The organism is Caballeronia grimmiae, from assembly GCF_022879615.1.
GTDB lineage: Bacteria > Pseudomonadota > Gammaproteobacteria > Burkholderiales > Burkholderiaceae > Caballeronia > Caballeronia grimmiae.
In genome coordinates this window covers 185369-211033 of record NZ_CP084275.1, presented here as the reverse complement: position 1 = coordinate 211033, position 25665 = coordinate 185369, and the positions used below count along the sequence as shown (strand labels likewise).

19 protein-coding genes and 1 pseudogene are annotated in these 25665 nt (G+C 53.9%); 16 read left to right on the top strand and 4 right to left on the bottom strand.

The window, feature by feature from the left end:
• Positions 1 to 19: 19 nt before the first annotated feature.
• Positions 20 to 527, top strand: a pseudogene (locus LDZ21_RS27265) (transposase); the annotation flags it as partial.
• Between the two features lie 379 nt (positions 528 to 906).
• Here the strand turns inward: LDZ21_RS27265 and LDZ21_RS27260 are convergent.
• Positions 907 to 1335 carry an HAD family hydrolase gene (locus LDZ21_RS27260; RefSeq protein ID WP_244797685.1) on the bottom strand — a complete coding sequence of 143 codons (429 nt, stop codon included), beginning with the start codon at positions 1333 to 1335 and terminating at the stop codon, positions 907 to 909.
• 105 nt (positions 1336 to 1440) lie between these two features.
• Positions 1441 to 2376 (bottom strand): phytanoyl-CoA dioxygenase family protein, encoded by a 936-nt coding sequence (locus LDZ21_RS27255; RefSeq protein ID WP_244797684.1) that lies wholly within the window; start codon positions 2374 to 2376, stop codon positions 1441 to 1443.
• Positions 2377 to 2682: 306 nt separating this feature from the next.
• On the opposite strand from LDZ21_RS27255, the gene LDZ21_RS27250 reads away from it, so the two are divergent.
• The 12 genes from LDZ21_RS27250 to LDZ21_RS27195 all read left to right on the top strand — a co-directional run bounded on the left by LDZ21_RS27250 (position 2683) and on the right by LDZ21_RS27195 (position 19683).
• Entirely contained in the window at positions 2683 to 3459 is a 777-nt protein-coding gene (locus tag LDZ21_RS27250) for an SDR family NAD(P)-dependent oxidoreductase (RefSeq protein WP_244797683.1), read from the top strand.
• A gap of 144 nt (positions 3460 to 3603) precedes the next feature.
• Complete coding sequence (locus LDZ21_RS27245) at positions 3604 to 4932, top strand: aspartate aminotransferase family protein (protein WP_244797682.1); 1329 nt, start codon at positions 3604 to 3606, stop codon at positions 4930 to 4932.
• A gap of 326 nt (positions 4933 to 5258) precedes the next feature.
• Positions 5259 to 7331, top strand: a complete 2073-nt coding sequence (locus LDZ21_RS27240; RefSeq protein ID WP_244797681.1) for a hydantoinase/oxoprolinase family protein — start codon at positions 5259 to 5261, stop codon at positions 7329 to 7331.
• A gap of 2 nt (positions 7332 to 7333) precedes the next feature.
• Positions 7334 to 9124, top strand: a complete 1791-nt coding sequence (locus LDZ21_RS27235; protein ID WP_244797680.1) for a hydantoinase B/oxoprolinase family protein — start codon at positions 7334 to 7336, stop codon at positions 9122 to 9124.
• Positions 9125 to 9476: 352 nt separating this feature from the next.
• A complete protein-coding gene (locus LDZ21_RS27230) occupies positions 9477 to 10358 on the top strand; it encodes an alpha/beta fold hydrolase (protein WP_244797679.1) in 882 nt (293 codons plus the stop codon).
• A 7-nt stretch (positions 10359 to 10365) separates the two neighbouring features.
• A complete protein-coding gene (locus LDZ21_RS27225) occupies positions 10366 to 11895 on the top strand; it encodes a flavin-containing monooxygenase (RefSeq protein WP_244797678.1) in 1530 nt (509 codons plus the stop codon).
• A gap of 425 nt (positions 11896 to 12320) precedes the next feature.
• Positions 12321 to 13478, top strand: a complete 1158-nt coding sequence (locus LDZ21_RS27220) for an iron-containing alcohol dehydrogenase (protein ID WP_244797677.1) — start codon at positions 12321 to 12323, stop codon at positions 13476 to 13478.
• A 193-nt stretch (positions 13479 to 13671) separates the two neighbouring features.
• A complete protein-coding gene (locus LDZ21_RS27215; RefSeq protein ID WP_244797661.1) occupies positions 13672 to 14982 on the top strand; it encodes an IS256 family transposase in 1311 nt (436 codons plus the stop codon).
• 413 nt (positions 14983 to 15395) lie between these two features.
• On the top strand, positions 15396 to 16898 hold the full coding sequence (locus LDZ21_RS27210) for an APC family permease (RefSeq protein WP_244797676.1): 1503 nt from the start codon (positions 15396 to 15398) through the stop codon (positions 16896 to 16898).
• A gap of 49 nt (positions 16899 to 16947) precedes the next feature.
• The gene (locus tag LDZ21_RS27205; RefSeq protein WP_244797675.1) at positions 16948 to 18135 is read left to right on the top strand and encodes a porin; all 1188 of its coding nucleotides are present in this window, start codon (positions 16948 to 16950) and stop codon (positions 18133 to 18135) included.
• Between the two features lie 49 nt (positions 18136 to 18184).
• A complete protein-coding gene (locus LDZ21_RS27200; protein WP_244797674.1) occupies positions 18185 to 18592 on the top strand; it encodes a nuclear transport factor 2 family protein in 408 nt (135 codons plus the stop codon).
• A 359-nt stretch (positions 18593 to 18951) separates the two neighbouring features.
• Positions 18952 to 19683, top strand: a complete 732-nt coding sequence (locus LDZ21_RS27195) for an SDR family oxidoreductase (protein WP_244797673.1) — start codon at positions 18952 to 18954, stop codon at positions 19681 to 19683.
• A 742-nt stretch (positions 19684 to 20425) separates the two neighbouring features.
• Here the strand turns inward: LDZ21_RS27195 and LDZ21_RS27190 are convergent.
• Positions 20426 to 21187: a TetR/AcrR family transcriptional regulator gene (locus tag LDZ21_RS27190; RefSeq protein WP_244797672.1), complete on the bottom strand. Its 762-nt coding sequence runs from the start codon at positions 21185 to 21187 to the stop codon at positions 20426 to 20428.
• 160 nt (positions 21188 to 21347) lie between these two features.
• Between LDZ21_RS27190 and LDZ21_RS27185 the strand changes: the two genes are divergently transcribed.
• Positions 21348 to 22037: a TetR/AcrR family transcriptional regulator gene (locus LDZ21_RS27185; protein ID WP_244797671.1), complete on the top strand. Its 690-nt coding sequence runs from the start codon at positions 21348 to 21350 to the stop codon at positions 22035 to 22037.
• A 201-nt stretch (positions 22038 to 22238) separates the two neighbouring features.
• Here LDZ21_RS27185 and LDZ21_RS31470 read toward each other — a convergent pair whose 3' ends face one another.
• Positions 22239 to 22601, bottom strand: coding sequence for an acyl-CoA thioesterase (locus tag LDZ21_RS31470; RefSeq protein WP_409015121.1), 363 nt, complete (start codon positions 22599 to 22601; stop codon positions 22239 to 22241).
• A gap of 356 nt (positions 22602 to 22957) precedes the next feature.
• Between LDZ21_RS31470 and LDZ21_RS27180 the strand changes: the two genes are divergently transcribed.
• Together LDZ21_RS27180 and tnpB are read left to right on the top strand one after the other, a co-directional pair.
• Positions 22958 to 24274 (top strand): purine-cytosine permease family protein, encoded by a 1317-nt coding sequence (locus LDZ21_RS27180; protein WP_244797670.1) that lies wholly within the window; start codon positions 22958 to 22960, stop codon positions 24272 to 24274.
• Between the two features lie 262 nt (positions 24275 to 24536).
• On the top strand, positions 24537 to 24689 hold the full coding sequence (gene tnpB, locus LDZ21_RS31465) for an IS66 family insertion sequence element accessory protein TnpB (RefSeq protein ID WP_425306866.1): 153 nt from the start codon (positions 24537 to 24539) through the stop codon (positions 24687 to 24689).
• The last annotated feature ends 976 nt before the right edge of the window (positions 24690 to 25665 follow it).

The window sequence follows — 25665 nt, the reverse complement described above, 5'->3', positions numbered from 1 at the left end:
TTAATTAAGAGGTAGTCTTGTGCCTATCGGTAAGCCTGGTTATGACATGGAATGCGCCGATATTCCGACCCGGCCGGACGCCATCGTCGGCGCACCGCGCAGGGAAAATCTTCACCGTGCTCGAAACGCTGGAATTGGGAGCTTCGGTATCGGCTGTGGCGCGTCGGTATGGCGTCAACGCTAACCAAATGTTCGCGTAGCGCTAGCAATACCAGGAGGGCAGTCTGGCAACGGTCAAGGCAGGTGAATTTGCTGTACCCGCATCTGGAGCTATCCGCCGCTATCAAAGAAATCATGGAACTGCAACGGCTCCTCGGAAAGAAGATGCTGGAGGTGAAAATTCTTAAAGAAGCCGTAGATTGCGGCCGCTCAAAAAACCTGAGTGCGCGCCCGCCCTCGCGCCCGGGGGACGACCGATGAAAACGGTCTGAAGTCGTCGGCGTGCACGCTCTTGTGTGGCGGTGAAGCGGGTGCGGCCGGCTGACTGGCGCAATGGCTGTCGTGCTCGCGCGACCAGGATGCCGGGCAACGCTTCGCCCCTTCGGGGAAACCATTGAATAGCGGTTAGCTAGGTGAGTATTGGTCAATACCGACCAGCGAATGCGTAGTTTCGATCGCGAGTTGATTGAGGAGCCGCTGCCGCCCCCGTTCGTTCGACGCCACTTAATAAAATGGCAGAGTTCATTTTGAAGACAATTAAGTACTATTCTGTGCCTTCACGCATAAGCCTGATAAGCGAACAGCGCTCGCGGATCCGCCTGCGGCTGCGAATGATAAATAAACACCACCCACATAGGGCTTAAAGCGATTGCTACAATGCGGGCGTCGGCGATGATCGTTCGCGGCGAAAAGATGTACGGGTATCTTCCTTCACGCGCAACTTAATGATGCGGATCGGTAACCGTCTTAAGCTAACAAGGCTTCCGGGGCAGACGCGGTCTGCTCGACCGTGACGGCTTTCAAAATACCGCGAAGTGTCGCTTGCCGTTGTTCATGCGGTGATGTGGTCAACGATGCCGCGAAGTCCGGCGTGACTGCCATTGTGTGAAGCGCGAGATCGATAGGGTCGAGGCAGTTTCCTGACAGTGAAAAGGGATTTCCCGCGACCACGGTGGTGAAGCAGTCGATCGCCATTCCGAAACATTCTAAGAAAAGTGGTTCAAGCGTACGAGACTCAAGCGAGCTGACGAGTGCCAGACGATAGCCGTTCTGCGTCAATGATCGAAGTGTGGCGGGGAAGGCTGTGCGCGCCTGCGCAAACGCGTCCCCCGAATCGGATCTTCGATATTGCTCGAGCGCCGCATCAACGATAACAATAACTGCATCGAGACTCATGTTGGCTCTGACCTGTTGTATATGTTAGGTCCGGAGCGGGCAGCCTGCATGCAATTAGGGTGGTATTGCAGGCTTAGCAGGCTGCTCCGATGACGGACCTCAAAGTTAGGAACGCTGTTCGCTATCTGCAGTGAGTTCCTCGATTTCTTTCAGGAAGTCGTCTTTGTAGCTCGTACTCTTTGCAGCGGAACTTTTCTTGACAGACTGCGCGTAGTGGTATTGCTCGTACGGCACTGAGCGCACGGCTGCAATGGGATCTTCGGAATCACGATAGATACCGATCCCAGGCGCGCCGAGCTGATAGCCCATGAGTCGCAAAAGGTCATCTGGCAACGTTTTGGCGATCTCCATAGGAACACTCAGGAACTGATTTTCTTCTTGCTTCACCCAACCAACTGAATAGGTAATATTAATGCCCTTGCGAACGAAATCTTCGGTTGTATTGGGCCCGGCGCCGTGGTAAAGCTTGCCAGAGTAAATAAAAGCATCTCCACGTTTCATCACAACAGGCACCGTGTCTTCAAACTTGTATTTCAGCCCAAGGGGCAGCTTATGACTACCCGGAACGATGCGCGTCGCGCCATTCTCTTCGGTGAAATCCGTCATCGCCCAGATCGTATTGCATTGAATATGATAATCGCCAGGGAATTCGTAGAAGTCCCAGGCTACCTCGTCAACATGCACAGGTTGCGATCGCGCACCCGGACCGACTGACAAAATTTGCGCCTGATTTAGCTGGAATGAGAAAGCATGAGACAGCCACTGTTCAACGCATCCAAGCACAAGCGGATCAGTAACCAGCTTTCGCGCATACGTCGATCGAGCAATCAAGGCTCCCGTGCGGCGCGTGCAAAAGCCATTAAGCTGATCCCGGCCGTAGCAGGTGCGGTCGATCCACGGGTCCATTTCTGCGGCGATCTTGTCCATCAGCGCGTTACCGGCAAGATCCTCGATGATGCAATAACCATCGTCGCGAATCCGCGCCATCACCTCTTCAACGCTGGCAGTACGGGGGAGACGATTCAGTTCCTTCGTTGACATGTCTGGTTCCTATGCGGAGCACACCCGCAGGGGGCGTGTGGATATTCAATAGCCGAGTCGACGGCGATTTCTATTGGGACGAACGAGATACAGCCAACGGCGCATACCCCTTAGCGCGCCAACGTCTGTACACGAGAACTTTATATGAATGAACGCTCATTTCCAAGCCTAAAATAAAGGGGTTTACCCGTTGTTGGCAGTAGGGGGAAACACGGAGTGGCGAACCTCGAATTTAATTTTGACCCAAGGAGAACATGTGGCACACTGCATGTGAACAACTGTTCATTCACATGACGGAGAAACATCATGGCATCGGTTTTAGAAAATGGCAGACTGGCGGGAAAGGTTGCGATCGTTACCGGCGCCGCCGGCGGGATCGGAAGAGCAATTGCTCTGGCGTACGCTCGCGAGGGCGCGCAAGTGATCGCTTCTACGAGCCGCAACATGGACGGCCTCTTTGAGACGAAATCGATGGCAGCAGAGGGAACGATTGAAGCAGTCAACGCTGACTCGTCCAAAGCAGCCGATGTGAAGGAACTCGTCGATTTGGCGGAGCGGAAGTTCGGTAAATTGAACATTCTTTGTTGTAATGCTGGCATTCTTACCGATGCAACTATCGAAGAAACCTCTGAAGAGGATTGGGACCGGACCATCGATGTCAACCTTAAGGGCACGTTTCTCGGCGCTAAGTATGCTATTCCAGCGATGAAACGCGCCGGGGGAGGCTCCATCATCAATCTCGGCTCCGTAAATAGCTTTGTAGGAGAACCGCTTCACGTCGCTTATTGCGCTTCTAAAGGTGGCGTCTTGTTGGTGACAAAATGTATCGCCATTGAATATGCCAAAGACAAGATTCGCGCCAACGCGGTGTGTCCCGGCTGGATTGACACGCCGATGAACACCCAATACATCGAAAACCTCGGCGGGTTGGATGCGGTTGAGAAGATGCTTGAAACGGTGCAGCCTCTCGGAACCGGAAAACCTGAGCAAGTGGCCGCCGCCGCTGTATTCCTCGCGTCAGACGAGTCTAGTCTGATTACCGGAACCTCAATTCTTGTCGACGGTGGGTTGACAGCGCAGTGACGGAGTGGAGCCGTGTGCTGAACCGTCTAGGAAAGGCCCTACTGCATACGGCTTTGAGCAAGCCGAACCTCACTTTGCGTTTACTGAAAATCCTGTATTTGCGCTCGGAAAATGCGGTCTTGATTGCACAGCGATGAGGAAATTATGTCTGGCGACGATTCTCTTACAAAAGTAAAGCAAGAATATGAACTTCGTACTCCGAAGTCTAAGAAGATGTACGAGGAAGCGCAGCGCTTCCTCCCGGGAGGCGTAACGAGATTTACAAATTTTTATGAGCCTTATCCGTTAACGGTCACCAGCGGAGAAGGCTGCTATATGGTTGACGCTGACGGTCATCGCTATATCGACTACGTCTGCAACTATGGATCACTAATCCACGGTCATACTCGCGCGGAAATTATTGAGGTAGTGCAAAAGCGGTTGCGGCACGGAACGGCCATTGCCGCATCAATCCCTGAACACGTGCAGTTCGCCGAGATGCTTTCTTCCCGCATTCCTAGCGCGGAGATGGTTAGATTCTGTAACTCGGGCCTAGAAGCCACGATGTTTGCGCTGCGAGCCGCGCGGGCATACACCGGAAAGACAGGCTTTATCAAGACTCAGGGCGGTTACCACGGACTTCACGACGCCGTCGAATTCTCTGACACTCGCAACGGGCGAGGCGCTCAGCCTAATTCTGCTGGAATGTCGAAGGGAGCCGCCACCGAGGTGTTTGTCGTGCCCTTCAACGATCTCGAGTCGGTTTCGGACGTACTACGCGCGCATGCTGATGTAGTGGGAACCATCATGGTGGAACCGGTGATGGGTGCAGCAGGCATGATCTTACCCAAGCCTAACTATCTCGAAGGCCTGCGACGGCTTGCTGATGAATACGGATGCGTACTCGTGTTCGACGAGATCCAGACTCTTCGAATGAGCCTAGGGGGAGCGCAACAGCTGTATTCGGTCACGCCGGACCTCACCACAATCGCAAAGGTGATCGGCGGTGGTTTTCCTGTAGGGGCAGTCTGCGGCAAGCGAGCCGTTATGCGGATGTTCGACCCACGCAGCGACAACGTCGTAAAGCATGGCGGCACGTTTAGCGGCAATAACATTTCTCTCGCCGCGGGAATGAAGGCGCTTGAGTTGCTCGACACACATGCGATTGAGGAGCTCAATCGCTTAGCATCACGGCTAGAGGCAGGCATTGCCGATGCGTTTAAAAATCTAGACCATCCCGCCTGCGTGACCACCGCAGGTTCGATGTTGCATGTGCACTTCGTCCAGGATCGGCCGACAGAATATGTGGCGCCTGGAACGACCGCGGCAAGACTGTACACAGTGCAGCACCTGGCCTTACTTAACAATGGAATCTTCCTTTCACCTCGAGGGACGATCTATGTATCAACTGCGATGAACGATGACGTAATTGATCATACAATTGAAGGATTCCGTGCCATTGTTCCGGCTATGAACGAGGCGCTACGTGCGTGATGCGACTTTAGATTCATCCAGTCGCGGTTCAGCCCGCCAAAAATAGCGCGGGTCTTGCAGAGTTTGCCGGTCCACGATGCGGCTTCTGCGTTGTGATGCGCTCGTGGCGGCCGAAGGGGCTCGTCATTAGTGTCGTCGCCGCGCATAGGGTGAGATTGTCGCAAAAAAGTTAGGGTGAACACTGACTTTGTTCTCGTTGACTTATCGAACGGACCGCCTAATATGGCATATGAATGAACGTTCATTTAATAACAGGTGCGTAACAACGTTAGCACCGAGCGTTTGTAAATGGATGATTAGATATCTTCTTAGCGGAGCAGTGTCGTATGACCTATCGTATTGCAATTGACACGGGCGGTACGTTCACCGACGTCGTGGTCGCCGATTCAAAGCACAATCTCATTGTGAATAAGGCGCTTACGGACCATAGTCGCGTCTTTAATGGAATCAAAGAGGCATTGGGCGTAACGGCGAAATCGTTAGGCATCACGGTTGATGCACTTATCGCTGAGACGACGATTTTCATCTATGCGACAACCCGGGCTACTAACGCGATCCTCGAAGGAAAAACCGCAAAAACCGCTTTTCTTACGACGAAGGGCTTTAAGGACACCCTCTTGCTTCGAGAGGGGGGGCGGCCGAATGCCTTTGACTTTTCGAAAGACTATCCCGATCCGTACGTGCCTCGTCGGTTCTCTTTCGAGGTCGATGAGCGGATTGATGCAGAGGGCAATGTAGTCAAGCCGCTCGATGACGACCAGGTCAGGTCAGTGCTCGCGAGAATCAAGGCGGCGGGAGTGGAAGCCGTTGGCGTTTCACTTCTGTGGTCGATTGTGAATCCCGAGCACGAGTTGCGCATTGGAAAACTTATTGAGGAGTCGCTTCCCGGCGTTCCGTACACGTTGTCACATGACATCAATCCTGTGATACGGGAATATCGTCGTGCATCCTCAGCCGTGATCGACGCATCTCTTAAGCCGCTGATGCAGCAACATCTACGCAACCTTGAGGAAGACCTTGTCAAGGCAGGGTTTGTAGGCGAGCTATTCACGGCCACGTCTTTCGGTGGCGTCATGCGGGTAGAGGACTTGGTCAATCGGCCCATCTATTCGACTCGAAGCGGTCCTTCGATGGCACCTATCTCAGGAAGGACGTATGGAAGCGCTGAGCTTGGCGCGCGGGACGTGATTATCTGCGATACCGGCGGAACGAGTTTTGACGTTAGCATGGTCCGGGACGGGAACGTCGTGTTTACCGGCGAGACATGGCTGGGGGGGCGATTCATTGGACATTTGACCGGCCTTTCTTCGGTCGATGCTCGTAGTATTGGTGCTGGGGGAGGGTCGATCGCGTGGGTCGACGAGGGAGGTCTGCTTCGTGTAGGTCCCGAGAGCGCAGGTAGTGAACCCGGCCCTGCCGCCTATGGACGCGGTGGAGACCGGCCGACCGTCACGGACGCGGCGACTGTGCTCGGCTATCTCAATCCTGCAAACTTTCTCGGCGGCCGCTTGACGTTGGACGTCGCTGCCGCGCGCCGCGCAGTATCCACGGTAGGGGAGAAACTGAACCTGTCCACCGAAGAAGCCGCCGTCGCAATCATGCGCATCGCAAGCGAACACATGGTTCAGGCCGTGCAGGAAATTACGGTGAACGAGGGTGTTGATCCACGATCGTGCTTGATGGTCGCGGGTGGCGGAGCGGCTGGTCTGAACATCGCAACGATCGTCAAAGAAACCGGCGCTAAGCAAGTGCTCATTCCAAGAACGGCAGGGGGGCTGAGCGCGTGTGGGGCTCAGTTCTCAGACATCATCTCAGAGTTCTCTGCGGCATCGCTTTTCAGCACTCGTGCGCCAGACCTTCGGCAGGTCAATGAAGTATTGGCCGGCTTCGACGCCAAAATTGATGCGGTCGAGAAAGAGCTGGCGAAGAAAGGTATCCACGGAGTGAAGCGTACCTATTACGCAGAAGCAAGGTATGAGGGTCAAGCCTGGGAGCTGGAAGTGCCCTTGAACGGCAGCCGAATTGAGAGCGAGGAACAACTGGGTGCGTTCGTTGAAGATTTTCATGCGACCCATCAGCGAGTATTCGCTGTAGTCGATCGCGGATCGAATGTCGAAGCTGTCTCGTGGAAAGCGCGAATGACAGCAACGGTTGACAAGCCGCAGCTCGTGCCTCAGTCATCCGGCGACGTGGCAACGCCGCGCGATATCCGAAAAGCGCACTTTTTCGACACAGGTACGGTCGACACTCCTTGTTATGACGGTCCTCGCTTGAAGATCGGTACGAGGATTGAAGGCCCTGCAATTATCGAAGAGCCTACGACCACCGTCGTTGTCTACCCGGGGATGGTGGCTAACGTCACTCAATACAAGAACTATCTGATCGATTTGGGAGCATGAGAATGTCCACCGTTAAGAGCAAAGACACATTCGACCCCGCAACGTTGGCAGTCATCTCCAATCGGATAAACGCGATCCTGCGGGAGATGACGAACACGCTGCTTCGCAGCGGTCGTTCGGCGATCCTTACCACCGCACGAGACTTTTCGTGTTCAATTGTGACCGCTGACAATCGTTTGTTGGCGACCGCCGAAGGGTTGCCTGTCCATATCTTTGGTTCTCATTTGCAGACAGAGACGATGTCGGAACTCCACGCCGACCTTGCGCAAGGCGACGCGTTCCTGCACAACGATCCGTACAGTGGCAACACTCACGCTGCCGATCATACGATTCTGGTTCCGGTGTTTATCGGCGGAAAGCACATGTTCACCGCGGTAGCTAAGGCGCACCAGGCTGACATCGGAAACAGTTATCCAACAACGTATATGCCCTACGCCAAGGACATTTACGAGGAGGGCGCGCTCTTCTTCCCGGCGACGCGCATCCAGCGGAACTATGAGGACGTCGCCGACATCATCCGCATGTGTCGACTTCGTATTCGAGTTCCGGATCAATGGTACGGCGATTATCTCGCATGTCTCGGGTCGGCTCGCATTGGGGAAAAAAGGCTGACAGAGCTTGTGGAAAAGTACAGCGCGGACGTGATCGACCGCTTCATTGAGGAATGGTTCTCTTATTCCGAGCGCCGAATGGTGCAGGCGATTAAGAAGCTTCGCAGCGGCACCTACGCAGCAGTCAGTTCTCACGACCCGCTGCCGGGCATCTCTGAGGAGAGTATTCCTGTGAGTGTCACCGCGACTGTTGATGCAGACGAAGGACGGGTGGTGATCGACTTGCGTAATAACCGAGACTGCCTCGCAGCCGGCATCAACCTTTCACGAGCTACCTCCACAAACAGTGCTCTGACGGGACTTTTCAACGTGCTCGACCCCGATATGCCTCATAACCACGGGGCGCTGGCTCGGGTCAAGGTCGCCATTCGGGAAAATTGCATTGTCGGCTATCCAATTCACCCCACATCCTGTTCGATGGCCACGACCAACCTCGCAGACCGAGTGATTAATGCAACGCAGTCCGCTTTGTCCGGAGCCAGCGCGTTCGGACTTGCAGAAGGTGGGGCATCGCTCGCTTCCGGCACCGCCGTCATTGCCGGTAAGGATGCGAGAAAGAACGACACGCCGTATGTCAATCAGCTTGTCGCTACCGCGATGGGCGGAGCCGCATCGGCCGTGAGCGACGGATGGCTTACGATGGGGATTCCTGTGACTGGCGGGCTGCTGCAACGAGACTCGATCGAAGTCGACGAGCAGAAATACCCGATTTTGTTCGATTCGCTTGAAGTCGTACCGGACTCGGGTGGGGCTGGGACTTACCGCGGCGGAGCAAGCACTAGAGTGCAATATGGGCCGAGGTTTCACGACATGAGCGTAGCCGTCTTCGCTGACTCTGCTACCAACCCGGCGCGAGGAGCGCAAGGAGGTGCGGCAGGGCAACGAGCGTACGTCGCTGTCCTCGATTTAAAGTCAGGCAGGGAGGAGGAGATCGCCCCTATCGGCCAGTTGACGGTTGACAACAAGCAGCGGTTGGTTGGTATCGACGCGGGCGGTGGTGGGTTTGGTAATCCAACAGAACGAGACGAAGAACGTGTATTGAAAGACGTTCTGGAGGGCTACGTGTCGATTAAGCAGGCGGCAGACGTGTACGGCGTTGAATTCAGCGGAGACCCTTTTAACGAAAGTTTCAGTATTGACGCTAGTGGCACGCGTTCCCGACGACAACGCATGAAGCAGTAACTATGGAAGGGCTGCGGTCTCTTGCGTGGCGCGCAGTGAACGCGGCTTATCCTAAAGATGACGAGACGTCTTGCAGACGCGCTAAGTAAGACGAGCCCCAAAACCGAAAGGATATCGTTGTCACGGTCTTGAGGCGATTCGCAAGGTAACCTTTGACTTAACGAAAGTGGTGCTTGTTTCTATAACTGACCGGTAGGCGGAATTCTTCGGAGGCGAGCACCTGCAACCGCTGTGCAATGGTTCGTGAACGGATCACTGCAGTCTGGCCATCCAACGAGTTGGGCGCAAAGCTCACTGCCGAAGTCATCAAAACGTTATAGACCGTCCCAATGGTCGATTTGGAGTTGTTCGAATGAGTATTTATCCCGGAGTGGTAGCGAAGACTCTTAACGTTGGCCGCTGTGAAGTGAGTTACTTCGATGGCGGTAGCGATCGGTGCGACGGAGCACCAATTGTACTGATCCACGGTACCGGCGGGAGATGCAGTACTCATTTCTTCACCTTGTATCCGATGCTCGCGTCGCGACATAGGGTTATCGGCATCGATCTGTCTGACGTGGATCCCGATGGTCAAAATGAGCTGACTATCGAAAGTCTTTCGAGTCAGGTGCTCGCCTGTTTGGATAGTGCGTGCGCGAGCAAGCCCGCACTTCTCGTTGGTTATTCTTTAGGTGCTGCAGTTGCCGTTTCAGCCGCTAGTCGAAGCCCTGCCAGCGTAGCGGGGCTTGTGTTAATGAATGGTTGGGCGAAGTCCGACAATTTGCTTCGTCTCAGAATTAGCCAATGGCAAACCTTGCGTGCCAGCGGCAACATGTCTGCTCTCGCGGAAACGATGATTTTGAACGTGTACAGTCGTGCATTCTTATCGGCTCGCTCTTGGACTGATGTCGAGCAGATGTGCGAGGTCTATGCTGTTGGCCCCGGAAGCGATCGCCAGATGGCCTTGAACAAGGTCCTTGACGTATCAAAACACTTAGAAAACGTCGCATGTCCAGCGTTGGTAATTGGCAGCACCTACGACCAGCTGATCCCGCTCTCGTATAGCCAGGAGTTGGCCGGCGGCATCAGGGACGCTGCTTTTGCGGAAGTGCATTGCGGTCATGGTTCGGTGACAGAGAGGCCTGCTGAGATTTTTCGCCTAATTGACAAGTTCTCGCGAGATATGTCGATTGCGCGTGCTCAGGCATATTTCAGCGACAACAGTCTGAATCAATTGAACGTTTTCTCGGAGTAATCGAGCAATGGACAACTTTAAAACTGCAGACACCGACGTCCTTGACGTGATTATCGTAGGTACCGGATTTTGCGGGATCGGAATTGCGAGCCAACTTAAGCGGCGCGGCATCACGTCGATGATCATCCTCGAGCGCGCCGGCGATGTTGGCGGTGCTTGGCGGGACAACCAGTATCCTGGTGCGGCATGCGATCAACCATCGCACCTTTATTCGTTTTCCTTCCGACTCAATCCGGAATGGCCCAGCGTGTTTTCATCGCAGCCGGCAATCTGGCAATACCTTAGGACTGCAGCAAACGAAGAAGGATTGCTGCCTTTTATCCGGTTTAATTCGGACATGGAGGACGCGCGCTGGGACGGCAAAGAGCATTGCTGGGTCGTTCGAAGCGGGAGTAAATCGTTTCGCGGAAAACTGCTGATCAGTGCAGCCGGCCTTCTTTCAGACCCTAAGCTTCCTGACATCCCGGGGCTTGAAAGCTTCAGTGGCGAGATGTTTCATTCGGCGAGATGGAATCATGATAGTACGCTTGAGAACAAGCGCGTGGGCGTGATCGGAACTGGAGCCTCAGCAATTCAGATCATTCCAGAAGTCGCAAAGGTCGCGTCAAAGCTTACCGTGTTTCAGCGGACGGCTCCGTGGATTGTGCCCCGCCCCGATCGAGACTACACGGAAGCCGAAAAGGGCATGTTTCGCAAAGTGCCAGGAAAAATGCAGGAGTTGCGTACGTCGATTTTTTGGGAAAATGAAGAGCGATTTGCGCAGCGTGCCGCAGTTCCATCGCTGCTCAAAAAAGCGACGGATATCGCGCTCGCACATCTTGAACGGCAAGTTCCCGACCCGGTCTTGAGGAACAAACTGACTCCCAACTACGAGATCGGCTGTAAGCGAATTCTGAAGTCCAGTGACTACTATCCAGCACTTGTTCGCAGTAATGTGGAATTGGTGACGGATGGTATAGCAAAGATCGATGGCCGGGACGTGATCACAAGGAGCGGTGAGCGTTTTGAGCTCGATGCGCTTGTTCTCAGCACCGGTTTCGAAGCAACCGAGTTGCCAATATCCCGCAGAATCTTTGGCAGGAACGGACAGTCTCTTTCGTCACGCTGGTCCGACGGCGCAGAGGCATTCGCGACAACGTCTGTCAGCGGCTTTCCCAACTTCTTTGTGTTAGGTGGTCCCAACACGGGGATCGGACACAATTCGCAGGTGTATATGTTCGAAGCGCAGATGCAGCATGTCCTTCGCGCAATGGATTCGATGCGGCAGAAAGGGTCCAACGTCCTCGAGGTTTCCCCAGCGGCGGAGGACCGATTCAGGAACGGTATTGAAAAGCGTGCGTCGACCACAGTATGGATGACGGGCGGCTGCGCGACTTGGTATGTCGATCCGCGAAGTGGTCGCCTCACCACCCTATGGCCCGACTATTCTCATGTTTTTCAGGAAGAAATCTCGCCGTTCAGCGAAGCTGACTACATTTACGGCGCCCCAAAGATGCCTCTTTCGGAAGCGATCAGCGAATCTGCGTTGCGAAAGTGATTTATCAGTATCGTAGTTGAAAAGGCCTTGAGAATTGTAGGCCTAGGTAGTTGAAGGAGGTAAGTCTTTTGGTTGACATGGTGACGGTTTAGTCTCAAGAAAAGGGACCGTGGAGCGATACGAAATGCAGATGTCGCTCCGCCAAGAATTGTAATCAACTGTGACAACAACGCGCGCAGCGAATTGCGTCTATTGACGTCGAGACACGCGGTCATCGTGAGTCCGCGAACTCGTCAGCTAGCGCGTTCGGTGAGACGATTCTTTATCGATGACCCAAAGCGGGCCCGTTGAAGGAAGGTGTTCACTTTAGGCGCCACTAATCGAAATTTCATAGGTACGTAGCGATTTGCCAGCGCCTTGGTGCCTGCACTTCTGTAAAACGCTACGTTTGGTATTGTTGACCGGATTGCAACGGAAAGAAAATCATGGACGGCTTTATTTTCAATACGACACCGTCGATTGTCTGCAAATACGGCGTATCCCAACATCTTGGAGCGGTTCTAAACCACCGCCTCGGAAATCGGATCTTGGTTGTGTCGGACAAGTCACTCACCCGGCTGGGATTGATCGCCCCGATTATAGAAAGCTTAATTAATTGCGGGGTTGAAGTCAGTGTTTTTGACGATGTAATCGCAGACCCCCCAGAGTCAAACATAATGTCTGGGATTCATGCGGCGACAACGTTCGGCGCGACGGGCATTGTTGGGATCGGCGGCGGCTCCCCTATGGATGTGGCGAAGCTCATAGCGCTTCTAGTTGGCAGCAAGCAGACCTTAAAGCAAGTGTATGGCGTGGGGCAGGCGACTGGGCCACGCCTGCCGCTCGCACTCGTGCCGACCACCGCCGGCACTGGATCAGAAGTGACCCCGATATCTATCGTTACCACCGGCGAAGCGGCCAAGATGGGAGTAGTCTCTCCTTGGTTGCTCCCAGACGTCGCCGTCCTTGACGGAGCCCTTACGCTTGGGCTTCCATCCGCGGTGACTGCATCGACGGGCATAGACGCAATGGTGCACGCCGTGGAAGCGTATGCATCAATGTCTCAGGCCAATAATCCGATCTCGCGCGGCCTGGCCCGGCAAGCACTTCAGCTGTTGTCTGCAAACATCAGGGAAGCTACGCGCAATGGGTCAAATGCTTCTGCGCGCGAAGCAATGCTTCTTGGTTCGATGTTAGCGGGCCAAGCGTTCGCTAACTCTCCCGTTGCTGCCGTGCACGCTTTAGCCTATCCAATAGGGGCGCGATTCCACGTGTCGCACGGACTGTCAAACGCGTTAGTGCTTCCGCACGTGCTAACCTTCAACCTTGAACGCGCGACGAGAAGCTACGCAGACATCGCAGCAGACGTCTTCCCTTTCCTCGCCGAACAAGACGAAGGCTCGCGCGCGCGAAGTTTTGTGAGGGAATTGGCTGCCTTGACATCCGAGCTCGGCCTTCCGACCCGTCTGCGTGATGTCGGGATTCCGGAAGATTCGCTGCCGATGCTAGCGAGTGACGCGATGAAGCAGACGAGGTTGCTAGTTAACAACCCGAGAGAAGTCACCGAACAAGATGCGCTCGCGATCTACCAAAGTGCGTTCTAACTAGCGCAGATCGGTCGCTCGATAACCGGGTCTTGCTTGAGGTGATACGCAGATCCGCTGAAGTCCGTCTTTGGCAAAAGGCAATGTCCCGGGCGTAGTTGAAGGTTGAAGGCGGCGGTTCCCCGTTGGAAATCCGAGAGAATCGGGTTTCGACGACCAACTTCCCGGACAGGGAACCAAGGAGAACCGCCAAATGAAGCGTACCAAGAAGAAGCCCCAAAGCGCCAGCGCGCCGTTGCACGTGGTGCCCAAGCAGGACCCGGAAGGACTGCGTGCCTGTTTTGCCGAGAACAGTCAGCTCCTGTTGCCCATGCTCGATCTGATTCAGAACACCCGCGCGAGCATCGACGAGTTGATGCACGAAGCCGGCCGTAGCCTTGTCGAGCAACTGCTGGTGATCTCGGCGACGGAAGTCGCCGGCGAGAAGCATCCGGGCCGCAGAGGCGGCGAGATCCGCTGGCACGGCTCGCAGCAAGGCCAGATTGTGATGGACGAACGCAAGTTGAACGTGAAGCGGCCGCGCCTTCGGCGTCGTGGCGGCGGCGAAGTGCCGGTCCCCGCCTACGAGCAATTGAACGCGAATCCGCGGCTCGCCGAGCGCGTGCACGAGATCATGGTCACGGGCGTGTCGACGCGCAAATATGCCAAGGTCCTGCCCGAGATGGCCGGCACCGTTGGCATCTCCAAGAGCAGCGTCTCCCGCGAGTTCATCAAGGCCAGCCAGACGGCGCTCACGGAGCTGATGGGGCGGCGCTTCGATGACAAGGACTTCCTGGCGATCTACCTGGACGGCATCATCGTCGACTCACGTCACATCATCGCCGCTATCGGCGTGGACAGCCCCGGCGAGAAACACCTCCTGGGTCTCGCGAGCGGGTCGAGTGAGAACGCCCAGGTCGTCAAGGATCTGTTGCGCGGACTGATCGAGCGCGGCCTGCCTGCGGATCGCGAATACCTGTTCGTGATCGATGGTTCCAGAGCGCTGCGCTCGGCCATCGAGGAGTTCTTCGGCGAACGCGCCCACGTGCAGCGCTGCCGTCTGCACAAGCAGCGCAACGTCCTCGAGCGCCTGCCCAAGGAGAGCGTTTCGCAAACCGCCGCGATCATGAAGGCCGCCTACAAGTTGTCGACCGACGATGGCATCGCCAAGCTCAAGACGCACGCGGCGTGGCTCAAGGCCGACCATCCGGACGCCTCGGCCGCACTGCTCGAGGGGCTGGAGGAAACCTTCACGGTGAACAAGCTGGGCCTGACGCCGGCGCTGATGCGCGGGCTGTCGACGACCAACATCATCGAGAATCCCAACGGCGCGGTGCGCCGTGTCGCGGGGCGCGTGAAGCGCTATCGCGACGCCGACACGGCGTTGCGCTGGACAGCCGCGGGCTTCCTAGAAGCTGAGAAGCACTTCCGAAAGATCCTCGGCGTGAATGAACTCTGGATTCTCGCTGCGGCCTTGAAACGGTCAAGCTCGAAATCAATTGACCATGATCGGAAGGTTGCCTAACCTATGCCGCACCCGCCGTCCCAACCTTCAACTGTCTTCGGGACATCGCCTTGGCAAAAGAACGTTTACGTATCGCCGGGTTTCAAGTAACTGCTGGTTCGCAGGGACGATGCACCCGGCGCGTCACCAACACGCGCTGGATTTTTGGATGGTCGGCTACGAGCACGAACACGCTAGTTTCGACCATCTCTGCATGACGGTCTATGCCGCACCGACTCTTCCTCGAGAGTGTTGGGTCTTGCCTCAAAGAACGGCTTGCCCTTCGGCAAACAGTGGTCTCAGGGTATGTCCCAACCATAATTGATTTTTGACACAGCACGAAATTGCGCTAAGCTCATCGGTAAATGAACGTTCATTTCTAAGTCGTTAGCAGACAGTAATCAAGTAGCTTGTGAGCTTCCAGGGACATATGTATGCCTCAACACACTATCGTCAATAGCCCCGTGACCGAGCGAAGCGGCGCGGCTGCCGAAGAGTTGCACCCGTCGCGACGTTTGACCGGCCGCATAGGATTATTTGAACTCCTGTGTACCGTTCTCGCTTACTCGGCACCCGTGGCCGTAGTGTCCGGGTTCATCCCGTTTGTAATCTATTTTGATGGCAGCGGGGCGCCCGCGGTCTTCCTAATAGCAACGTTGATACTTTTGCCCTTCACCGTTGGATTTACCACCATGGCGAAATACGTCCCGAATCCCGGTGCGTTTTACGCCTTTATTACATCGGGCCTCGGGAGAACGGTAGGCTTGGGCGCTGCCTTCCTGGCAATGTTCGGCTACATGTTACTGGGGTTCACGACGTTGCCTTTCAACGCGGTGAACAGCAATATGCTGATAACGGGTACATTCGGCGGCCGTGAGATTGCTTGGTACTGGTATGGGCTTTTGTTTTGGCTGTTAAGCACAATTTTGTCATATTTTCGCATCGATCTATCAGCAAAGGTGCTGACCGTCGCAATGACGTTAGAAGTGGTTATTGTGGCGGTCTACGATGTCGCAGTAGGGTTCAATGGGGGGCCGGAAGGATTGAGTCTTGCCCCTTTCTCATTCCTCAACATCGGTAGCGGATCGCTCGGCATCGCCATACTCTTCGCAATCACCTGCTTTCTTGGTTTTGAGGCAACTGCGGTATTTCGGGATGAAGTGCGCAATCCTGATAAGACCGTTCCCTTAGCGGCTTATTCGGCTGTGCTGTTAATCGGAGGTTTCTACGCAATCTCTGCCTGGGCACTCGTGATCGGCTTTGGCGTTCATGGAGTTGGAGCCGCAGCAAATAAGGACGCTGCTGGTATGTTCGCGACATCGATGTCGCAATATGTCGGTAAGGTCGGGGTCGATTGCGCGCGCGTTCTTGTTGTAACGTCAATATTTGCATCAACTATCTCGACGCAAAGCGTCGTATCGAGATACGTCTTCAAGCTTGGTGCAGACGGCGTCCTGCCACGATTCTTAGGCGCGGTGCATCCCAAGCACAAGTCACCGTATGTCGCATCCTTTACGGTCAGTCTTGTTTGGTTAGTGCTAGGCGTTATCTTCACTTTAGCTAAGACAGACCCCACTATGCTGTATGCACGAGTGGCCGGTGTCGGCGCTTTTGTTGTACTCGTTTTGATGGCAATGACAAGTATCGCGGTTGTCGTGTTTTTTGGGCGCGCTAAACATATTCGTAATGTAAGTGTACTCAGGACCGTGATTCTCCCGATTCTCTCCGCTGTTAGTTTGACCGCTGTGTTGATATTGGCAATCAAAAATTTTGACACGTTGATTGGGGGATCTCCGCAGGAGGCAATTGAGCTGGAGATACTCACTGGGGCGATCTTTGTTGTCGGCGTTTGCACCGCCCTGTACTACAGGGCTCGGAAGCCAAGAGTTTATAGAATGATTGGAGCCGGAGAAGCTCCCGAGCACCAGGTGCTCTAACCATTACTCACTTTTCTAATTGTGCTGGCGCACAAAAATCGGGAGACATATGCACGAAGAACAACTTGAATCGGTCACCGAAGACCGAGTGCGACCCGTGGACTGGTTCAGGTGTACGGCATCGCTTGCACTTGTTGCATATCTGCTGAGCGGCCAGGATGCAAAAGCTCAAAGTAGCGTAACACTATACGGAGCTATCGACGCGGGACTGACATACATGCACAACGTGGCGGGCGAGAGCACGCGATTGAGCATGACGACAAGTAACCTTTCGTACAACATCTTCGGTTTCAAAGGAAATGAAGACCTTGGCGGAGGCGTGAAAGCCGTCTTCCAACTCGAGAGTTTCTTCAGCGTGGCCAACGGGGAACTGGTGAGACCGGACAAGATTTTCGGGGTGCAGTCATGGGTTGGTTTGACGACGCCAAGCTTCGGCACGGTGACAGTGGGGCGACAATTTGATCCGCTGACAGACTTAGTTCAACAGACGCAAGGCGACTATCGGCTCGGAGCAGTATTCACAACACCGGGAGATGTAGATAACGCCGACGACATTGCCTTGTTTAGCAATTCGGTAAAGTGGGCAAGCCCGACTTGGGGAGGGCTCAATGTGGAAGCCATGTACTCCTTCGGCGGGGTCGCTGGTTCAGTGTCTTCTGGGCAGGTGTACAGTGGAGCACTCGCCTACGTAGTCGGGAACCTCACTGCCGCAGCGGGCTATCTGCACATTGACAATGGCAATCCGAAATTCTCGACTCGCGGAGTTTCCAGCGCAGATTCTCTATTCAATGGTTCTGTCAATGCGGCATACGCATCGGCAAGGGCGATCGACATTGCTCGCGCAGGGCTCGCTTATGTTCTAGGAAGCGTCACCGTAGGCGGATACTATGGTTACGCGCGCTACTCGGTCGACGGCTATTCAACGTTTAGTTCTGCTGAACGTTACCAGACTGTATCAACGTTCGCCAATTGGCAGCCAAGTCCCGATCTCTCGCTGCAGGCCGGATATACATTCACCGCGTCAGGCGGTGACTCGTCCGCGCGCTATCACCAAGTTGCGGCCGGCGCCGACTATTTTTTTAGTAAAAGAACCGATGTGTACTGTCAATTGGCGTATCAGAGAGCAAGCGGTGAAAACGGTCAGGGGCCAGCGCAGGCTGTGATCGGCTCATTAGTCGTTGATTCGGGAAAGAGCTCTCAAGGCTTAGTGACACTTGGACTTCGCCACAAATTCTAGTTAGTCAAAGACGTCAACGTGATGTATTTTTTAACGGGAGAAACGACACATGAGCAACGCAGCTGAAAACAGACAGTTGATTATGGACTACTTCGCCGCGTGGGAGCGGGGCGACGTCAAGGCCGGCGAAAGCTTTTGGGCGGATGATTTTGTTTCGTTTCAAGCCGGCCATAGCGCGCTTGCGGGAAAATATGATGGTCCACGCGATTTCGACAATCGTTGGATCCAGCCGCTGCTGAAAATGACTGATAATCGTTGGTACGTCTCGAACCAACCTGAGATTATTCTGTCCGGGGACGACGGCGTTGTTGTTATCGTCAAAGAATCGATGGAGCGCGAGGGTAAAGGACGGATAGATACCGAAAAACTCGTTGTTTATACTATCCGCGATAAGAAAATTAGGACGTGTCGTATGTATGACGGCGATCAAGGCGCTATCGATGATTTCTGGGCTTGATGGTTGGAAGGCCGTTCCTTCGGCTGCTATTCGCCCCGTCCTGCTGGAGTGTTTCTCGTCGGAAGCTAGACGCCGTTGCTTGACGCGATGAAGGCAACGGTCCCTAGATGCCGCTATGGGTGCTTGACATAGCGATGGGACTGACGAAACGGGGACGAAGGCATGTTTTAGGCACGAGTGGGGTCAGCGCTAAGGTATGGTACTCGTACATTGGAGCGCAAGGAAGATTGAAGGCAGTTGCAACGCAATCCTGATGCGCTGCGCAGAACTTGCTGTTGAGCTGGCGAGAATATTAGCCCTCTTTTCAGGTCCGTTGAAGCTTCGATGTACGAGTGTGGGTGTTTCTCAGGAGAACTCAGGTGACAGTAGGACGATTGGCAGGGAAGAGAGCAATCATCACGGGTGGCGCGAGCGGTATGGGTGCCTCTCAGGTTCATTGGTTCGCCCGCGAAGGCGCTGTCGTAGTGATCGCCGATGTTGACGCGGAGAGGGGCCAGGAACTGGCTCGGCAGTTCGACAACTGTGTGTGGTTCGAACGATTAAATGTAACCGACGAGACGAACTGGACACAGGTCGTAGAACACTCGGAGAACCTTTTAGGTGGCCCGATTGACATCCTTGTGAATAACGCGGGGATTCTGCGCGAAGCGAGTTTGGAAGAGACCACCTTGTCGGAATATCGATTGTGCACGGAGATTATGCAGACTGGGGTATTCCTCGGAATGCGTTCGGTGGCGCCCTCTATGCGGCGGGCCGGCGGTGGATCCATCATCAATGTTTCGTCGACGGCCGGTATTGTTGGTTACGCAGGAATCTTTGCCTATACAACTGCGAAATGGGCTGTACGAGGAATGACAAAGGCGGCCGCCCTTGATCTTGCGGAAGCTCGCATACGAGTGAATAGCATACATCCTGGTAATACGGACACGCCGATGATCGAGAACAAAGGATATTCGGTAGCGGACGTGCCGCTTCGCAGGAATGCATCAGTTGATGAAATATCGGCGCTGGTAACGTATTTGGCATCGGATGAGTCGCGTTATACCACCGGCGCTGAGCACGTGATCGATGGTGGTTTCTCCGTTCAGTAAGTCGAGTAACATCCATCCAGGGATCTTCGGGGATCTCACACACTGAAGGCTCTGGTATGAGTACACGAGCATGGCGGGTCGACCCGATCCGAATCGGTCAAACCCGCTAGACTGTTTTGGGGCGCTAGCATACGCACGTTGAGCCTCCAGGCTGAGCAAGAGGCGGTTGAGAAACCCAACAATTAATTTAATTCGCTACGGAGAGGAAGGCGACTTCAAGGCCGGCGGAAGCTTTTTGTCAAGAGATTCTTTTTCAATTCAAACCGGTCAATAGCGTTTTTGCAGGAAAAAACAGTTGTCTTTGCGATTTCGACAATCGTTGGACCTGAGCGCTCCTGAAAATGACTTAAATCATTAGGATCTATTGAATCAATCTGAGACGATTCAAGACGGTGACGACGGGGTTATTGTTACCGCCAAGGAATCGTTGGAGCGATAGGGTAGAGGACGGGGAACGACCGAACAATATATTTCTCATACTATCCGCGATATGAAAACCAAGACGTATCGTATGTATGACCGCGATCAGGGAGCCGTCGTTATGGTTTTTAGGCGTAACGTTCACAAGTCCGTTGATTGGCCAGCCATTCGCGCCTGTAGCGTACGGCCGCTTGCTCTCTACGCCATGTTGAACGTACGATAGGCCATACTCTGGCCCACCCGGGTACTCTCGCCCTACGAGCTCAATGCACTTAAATCTTCTCGTTGTTAACGAGACAAGCCGTAGAGCGCTGTCGAAAGACTATTCGACCGAGCACGGAAGGCGTACTAGGCGACAGGCCGCGTTGATACATTGATCGATAACGAGGTCTGGATCAGACCGTGTGCTGAACTCATAAGCTTCTCCTGCCCTGTCGATGATCTTGAAAACGTAATATGTCCGCAAATCAGACTCTAGCGTGTCATCCTGTCCGCAGCATTCGTCTAATAATTCACCGATTATCCTCCGATACTCACGCATTGCATTTCGCAGCCTCACATTGTCGTCAACGGGTAATTCCCGACTCATAAAATCAATATTCAGCAGTGCATCCGCAGTCTTCTCATCGTTGCGTTCGACGATACAAAATCGCGCGTGATTTCTAAGAATCTCGAGCAGTGCACCTTGAGCAGTGATCGCCTTTACTTCTCCCAATACAGCCCGATAAAATCGCGATAGTAAAAAATCCAAAGTATCAACCAACAATTCGTTTTTGGATTCGAAATGATTGTAAATTGCAGGTGCGCCTAACTTCACGGACTTTGCTATGTCGCGCATAGAGCATCCATGATAACCCCGAACACAAAACAGCCGGGCGGTTTCTCTGAGGATGCGTGTTCGCGTGGTGGGGTCGCCGAGGCGATAGTCCTGCTGCAGGCCGTCCAGTTGGATTCGTAACAGGTATCTGTTACGCGGAAACTTCTCGGCGCTTGGTAAAAGAAACTCGATTGGTTCTAACAAGGCTGCGTCCTCAGCGATGCGTGGCCGCAGAAAAGCACCTGCAGCGTGTACATGAATGTTCATTCACTCAACTTATAGACAGACGGCTGTTTAGTCAAGGAGTGTTTATGCCCGGTCCGGCCATGTTAGGGAGCTCTTCTGACAGCAGCACGGTTGGCGAGCACGGTTAGCTAATGAACGGTCATTTCTGTTAAGATGGTGTTTTAGCTCAGAGAAATACGTCGTGAAATCAAATATCGAGTCGCTTTCTCGCTCGAAAGAGCGTCCGGTCGATCCTGACTTCTTCTTGCGAAGAATCCACCTTGATAGTCTGGAGAACGCGGACTACTCGGTGCCTGATGGCACGCGGGGCCAGCTCATGGTTGAGGCGATCAAGGTCTTCGCGTCGTTGGGCTACGATGCTTGCTCGATGCGTGATCTGGCAAAGGCCGTACACGTTGGTGCGCCAGCGATCTACAATCATTTCGGCTCAAAAGTTGAGCTACTGATAGCTGCGACTGATCATGTTCTCAGCGTCTTCTTCAAGAGCGTGCTTGGGGACCTGGAGCAATCGTCGGCGAAAGATATCTTGTTCGAAATTTTGCGGCGCCATTGCTTATTTTGCACCACCCAAAGAACTTGGGATCGAGCAGCGGTCGCGTTGCTCAACGATGAGTTCATGAGTCGAACCCTGCCAGCAGACGTGAAGAAACGATTCGAGACGGCGGTGAGAGAGTACATCAAAATCATTGAGGAACTCATCGACGCTCAGGTAGGGAAGGACCCTCTAATCGACTCAGAAACGCGCGCTTTCATGGTTTATCAGATCGCTGATCATTCTGGTGAGCGTTTCGATCCAAAACGCGGTTCCTCGCCGGAAGAGGTTGCAAGGCAGTGTTGCGAATTAGCCCGTCGAGTAATCTGTGCTCCATGAGAGGACAGTTAGGCAATGTCTCGAATGCGAATTTTTCGTTTATGAAAAAATGTTAGGTTCGGCGACCCTTCACGCGGTCCCCGATAAGAGCGCCGGTCATCGGCCGCGCTGATTTTGCGCCACGGGTGCCTGCTCACCTTGCGCGTTGGGTTAGGCCCGAAGCACGATATCAACGCTGCTTCGCAAGCTAATTTGAGACGGCTATAGTAAGGCCCGCAGATCTTCCGAGATAGGAGAAGGCATTCCGGAGACGACGTCGATGTTGCACAGAATGGTGGAACCACTCGCGCAAACAGTCCGACCTTGCTTCAGGCTTTGGGCAACCGTGATCGATGTTCTACCAACTTTTGTTACTCGACTACTAACGCTTACGGCTTGGCCGAATTTCATTTCCGCTCGGTAATCAATTGTCAAATTGACCACGACCAGCTTTAGTTCCCTGATTTGATGGTGATCGAGTAGTGCAACCCGACCTTCCTCCATCCAAACAGGTATAACTGTGTGGCTGATATGACCGTTCTGGTCAGTCTCGCTGAAACGCGGTTTAATCAATACTTGCGTGATTTGGGAGACATTTTCTAACCTCCTGTTTTACGAAAATATTGCCGACTCGCGGCAGTGCCGGGCGATTAACCGTGGCGAACGAATCGTAGCTATTCAAGAAGAGCTCAAAGTTCCAGTCCGTCATCCATCTATATAGGTGTTTTCACGGATTGCCTTTTGCGGGCGGCGCCGGGCTATGGCGCGCAGGCTGCTCTGAATCCCTCCTTGACGGCGAATCCTCTTTTCGCACTTGACGTTGCGATCCGATATCTACACTATAGTAAATGAATGTTCATTCGCAAGCGAGTGATTCGTACGTTTCGGCACCGCACATTTATTTGGCATGGCTTTGATGCGCAGTTTTCTGGAGACTCAAGATGGCGAACTTTTCGGACGATGATTTTGCCGGGACATTGGTCCCAGAAAGCCAGCGAAGGTCATGGCAAAGTATTTTTGCCGCAACGCTCGGCGTGGGCACGGCGCTATTTTTTGCTCAGATTACGTCAATCATCACACGTCAGTCAGGTGTTGGCGTCGCGCTTTTGAGTGTCGTGTATGGGTTCGTCGTGTCGGCGTTTATCGGTGTGCTTATTTCACGCCTCTCTATTAAAAGTGGATGTGGCACGAATATTCTTGCTAAAGCCGCTCTGGGACATCGGGGTGCAGCTCTCTTTAGTATTCTTTATGGAACCGCTTGCCTAACGTACTTTGTGGCAGAAGCCGGCATCATCGGTGCATCGCTGCGGTCACTGTTACCTCAGATAAGTAATACCGTTCTGTTGCCTAGTGTTGTGCTTTGCATGTTGCCACTGGTGTGGGTCGGCATGAGGGCAATTAGCGCATTCCAGAAGTTCTCGATCATCATTTATGGCGGGCTGCTTACAGCTGCGATTTATGTAACTGTTGGAGGACACAGCGGCAGCCCGAGCGTTGGGATCTTCAGGGGGGATACTATCGTCGGCCTTGCGTCGGCAATTTCAATGATGAACGGAGTGGCGTTTGTCGTTGGTCTTTTAACCGCTGACTATGCTCGATTCATAAAGCGAGACCAGCTATCTGCGGGTACCATAGCCATTGGCATTGTATTCCCCGCGTTTTGCTATGGTGTTACTGGGATAGCCGGCATCTGGTTTGCCGCACAACTTGGCGAGTCGAATCCAGGCGTCTATTTTGTTCAGATACTCGGTAGCGTAGGCGGTATTGTATTCACATGTGCTACCCAGCTCCGAACGAACATTAGCAATATGTATTCTGGCACTTTAGCCTTTGTGAACGCATTTGAGAGAGCGCTAAATATCAGGATGAGTCGTCGCCTGGTAACCGTACTGTTTGCAGCAGTGGCATCTTTGATACTGGTATCAGACGCGACCGAGTTGTTGCAGAAAACGCTAGGAGTACTTGGCATCTTCACCGCAGCCTTTGTGTGCGTACTTCTCATCGAGTCGTATCTACCAAACACATCGAGATACCGTGCGGCAAGTCCGAATTTTGAAGGTATGATCGAGCCATGTCACTGGAGCAACCTGCTCTCGGTCATCGTCGCGACTGGTATCGGCATAGCGGTAGATCGTGGAGTGTTGGGACCGAGCCTCAGTGCGCTGGCGATTCCAACGACCATTGCGGCACCGCTGTTTTGGTACGTCGGAAGTTGTCTTCTGAAATCACCAGCGCGACGCACTGAATTATTAGATTAAGGAAGTGATCGTATGAATTGTCATCTGGCCATTATTAGCATCCTATGAGCCCCGGAGTTTGTTAAGTAAGTCAGCGTTTAGCGTTTAGCTTCGTGAGTTCAAAAAATCGTCGTCATCCACTTGCTTGAATCAACATGATGCTATCAACTATGAATATCAAAAATTTAGATGATAAGGGGCTATTCCCGGGAGCACTGCTACCTGAACGGGCACACGTTGCGTGCTAACAGTGAGAAAACGAGTGCCATAGTCCCTCGCACGCGTGGTGAAGGTTTTGGGGTCCGCACGGCCACACCCCGCATGTTTATTTGCCAATCAGCGCTCGACGCGCATGAAGGTCCTGGTCTGCGACGGATTTGGTGTCTGGCTTGCTGCGCGACGCTTGAAACAAGGGTCATTTCGTTTGGGCCAGTGATCATGGCGATGTCGCTGAGACACTAAATCTCGAGCAACTCCACGCACTTGTGATCGCGCTGCCCTGGCAGACGTTGGCGCATGTGTATTTCGGACGAAGGTGACCGGCCGTTTCGGGATCGTGACCGGCCGTTTCGGGAACGTGACCGAACGGCCCGGACGGCAGGACTGGCGTTGCGCATGACATCAACCACGCGAGCTATGCTCGCCGGCTTTTGCCGGAGAGAGCATGCCCGCGCACCGGGTGAACATGCGCAATATATGAACGCCTCCCTTTTCTAAAGGAGAAGTGCACGCTGTAAGCGTCCGACCAACGACGTATTGACCGAGGCTCCGCTTCGTCATAGACGTCTCTCCTGATCGCACTGCGGGTCGCCGGACTTGACGCGCTACGGCACCGTGTAAGATGACGCGTATTAGTCAAGCGCCGGGCTTGAATCACGGATATCGGGAATTGACGTGCCAACGTTATTGGAATGCCTCGGGTCGCTTCCAGGTGATCTGGTGATGCGTGATCTCGCGGCAGTGCGGAATGAAGTTGCTACGGTTGCGGAGCATTTGGCTCGACTGCACGGGGATGAAGATGGATACGAGGTCCGCAAGGAGTCACGCAATTACGGTCGCACCGAAATCATCGCGATTGGGTTGATCGACGGTCCGGCCATCTATCGCCAGGTCGGATAGCGATTTCGCTGCCGAAGCTGTAAGTAAATCAACGCGGTGCGTGCTCTACCCTTGGACCGCATATATGAACGCGTCCCGCTTGCGCCAGTTTTTGTGTGATTCGACCTGGACAGGATGGGTTGCAGTCGTATATCCGGGCTTGTTGCAGCCATAGACGCTGCGGCCCCCGATGAAATCCGCTGACTTGCACCTCATTGCTTACGCGAGCTCAAGGCTCGGCGGTCCACTCAGGTTTAGCAAGTCCCGGTCCGACCTGTCTTGTCATCTCACACTCGCCAACGCAACCTTTGGGT